This window comes from Streptomyces sodiiphilus (genome assembly GCF_039529215.1).
Lineage (GTDB): Bacteria > Actinomycetota > Actinomycetes > Streptomycetales > Streptomycetaceae > Streptomyces > Streptomyces sodiiphilus.
In genome coordinates this window covers 1-2292 of sequence record NZ_BAAAMJ010000122.1, presented here as the reverse complement: position 1 = coordinate 2292, position 2292 = coordinate 1, and the positions used below count along the sequence as shown (strand labels likewise).

The window sequence follows — 2292 nt, the reverse complement described above, 5'->3', positions numbered from 1 at the left end:
GGTGAGCATCAGCCGCAGCGAGTTGCCGATCCAGTCCGCCGTGGGAAGGTGTCCGGCCGCGGTGAGTGCCATGAGGTCGTACACGTACTCGGTGTCGGTGAACCCCGGGTGCGCCAGCATCCGGGAGGCCACGTCGGCGCCCGGGCGTTCCCGCTTGGCCGCCACCAGCCGTGCGATGGCCGCCGCGAACCGCTGCTGTGCGGCGTTGGCGTCCGCGCCGCCGTCGGCCAGCGCGTTCATGGCCTGCATCAACGGGTGGCCCTCGGAGTCGGGGAAGCCGAAGATCCGGGCCAGCACCAGCACCGGCAGCTGCATGGCGTACTGGCTGACGAGATCCGCCCGTCCCCGGCCGCAGAACCGGTCGATCAGCTCGTCGGCCAGCGTCTCGGCGTGCCGTCGCAGCTCGAACGGGTCGACGCTCTCCAGGGCGTCGTTCACCATGACGGCGTGCCGCCGGTGCGCCTCCCCGACCGACCAGTAGATGGACTGCTCGTCGCCGCGGCCGATCATCGGCAGCAGCGGCCAGTCCGGCGGGACGGCCTCCCACTGGTTCCACAGCCGGGCGTCCCGGCTGAAGAGCGCCGGGTCGCTGGTGACGTGGTGCAGCTCGCGATAGCCGAGGACCAGCCAGGCCGGCAGATCGCCGATGAGCAGCACCGGCACGACCGGGCCGTGCTCGTTCCGCAGATCGCGGTAGAGCACGGCCGGGTCGGCCCGGAACCGCTCCCCGGCCAGCGGGACGGCGCTCTCCGGAGCCAACGGACAGCCGCCGGGTCTGCCCGCGGTGGCGGGCCCGGGGGAGGTGGAGCGGTTCACGGGGGACTCCGGTGCGGGTGAGGGAGAAGGGGACGCTCAGCGGCCGGTGTCGCCGGACAGCAGAACGGGCAGTTCGTACAGGTCGTTCTGGGTGACGGCCGGCTTGTTGCGCAGCTTCTCGTCGGGCACCGCGAGCGCCAGCCGGGGGAAGCGCTCGTACAGGGCCGGCAGCGCGATGCCCGCCTCCAGCCGGGACAGCGGGGCCCCGGGGCACACGTGCGGACCGTGCCCGAAGGACATGTGCCGGATCGGTGTCTCGCGGGTGATGTCGAACGTCCCGGCGTCCGGGCCGTGCTGCTTCTCGTCCCGGCCGATGGCGACATAGGAGGTGATCAGTGCGTCGCCCTCGGGAATGACGGTGCCGCCGATCTCGATGTCCTCGGTGGCGAACCGGACGAGGACGTGCGAGGTGGGGGAGCACCAGCGCAGCGTCTCCTCGATGACGGTCTCCCAGGAGACCTCGCCGCGGAGGACCATCGCGAGCTGGTCGGGGTGGTTGCTCAGGGCGCGCACGGCGTTGACGATGAGGCTGATGGTCGTCTCGTGCCCGGCGGCGATCATCAGCTGGAGGGTGTTGACCAGCTCCTCGTCGGTGAGCCGCTCGCCGCCCTCGTCGGCGTTGATCAGCGCGCTGGTCAGGTCGTCCCCGGGGTTCTCCCGCCTGGCCGCGACCACGCCGGTGAAGAAGGCGGCGAGGTCCGCCAGCATCGCCGGAACCTCCTCGGGCGGGGTCTGGGTGCTGAAGAACTTGTCGTACAGCGCCTGCAGGCGGGGGTGGTCGGACGCGTCGATGCCCATGAGTTCGCTGACGACGGTCATCGGCAGCGGGTAGGCGAAGACGGCCTTGAGGTCCACCGGGCCGCCGTCCTTGCCGGCCTCGGCGAGGTCGTCCAGCAGCCGGGCGGTGACCTGTTCGATGCCCGGGCGCAGCCGCTCCACCCGGCGCGGGGTGAGGGCCTGGGCCACCTTGGCGCGCAGCCGCCGGTGCTCGGCGCCGTCCACGGTGAGCATCGAGCGGCCGGGGTTGGCCAGCCCGATCAGCGGCCAGTCGGCCGGGATCTCGCCGCGCTGCCAGAGGCTCCACCGGTTGATGTCCTTCACCAGGCGCGGGTCCGTCATCAGCTTGCGGGCCTCGGCGTGGTGCGTGACGGCCCAGACCGGGACACCGCCGGGCAGCTCCACGGCGGCGATCGGGCCCGCGGCCAGCAGCCTGGCCCCTTCGCCGTCCAGGTCCTGGACGAGCGGGTCGAGGGCTATCCGGCCGGACGCGGCCCGGTCCTGGGACGTCACGGGACAGTTCATCTGGAGCCTCCTAGAGCAGGGGTCGGGGTGAAGTGCACCGGCAGCGCCGACATCCCCCGCAGCCAGGGGGACGGCCTGCGCCGGAGCGCCTGCGCGGGCACGGCGAGGTCGACGTCCGGGAGCCGGTCGAGGATCACCTCGATGCCGGTGCGGGCGATGACCTCGGCGATCTCC

At 72.5% G+C, this 2292-nt stretch carries 2 protein-coding genes and 1 pseudogene; all 3 read right to left on the bottom strand.

All coding sequences use genetic code 11. The features are described from left to right. A partial coding sequence (locus ABD299_RS24905; protein WP_486388918.1) for a cytochrome P450 family protein occupies nucleotides 1-816 on the bottom strand: 816 nt, incomplete at its 3' end. A gap of 36 nt (nucleotides 817-852) precedes the next feature. Further along, on the bottom strand, nucleotides 853-2118 hold the full coding sequence (locus ABD299_RS24900) for a cytochrome P450 family protein (RefSeq protein ID WP_344267054.1): 1266 nt from the start codon (nucleotides 2116-2118) through the stop codon (nucleotides 853-855). Continuing rightward, a pseudogene (locus ABD299_RS24895) lies at nucleotides 2115-2292 on the bottom strand (cytochrome P450); the annotation flags it as partial. The gene ABD299_RS24900 and the pseudogene ABD299_RS24895, both read right to left, overlap by 4 nt.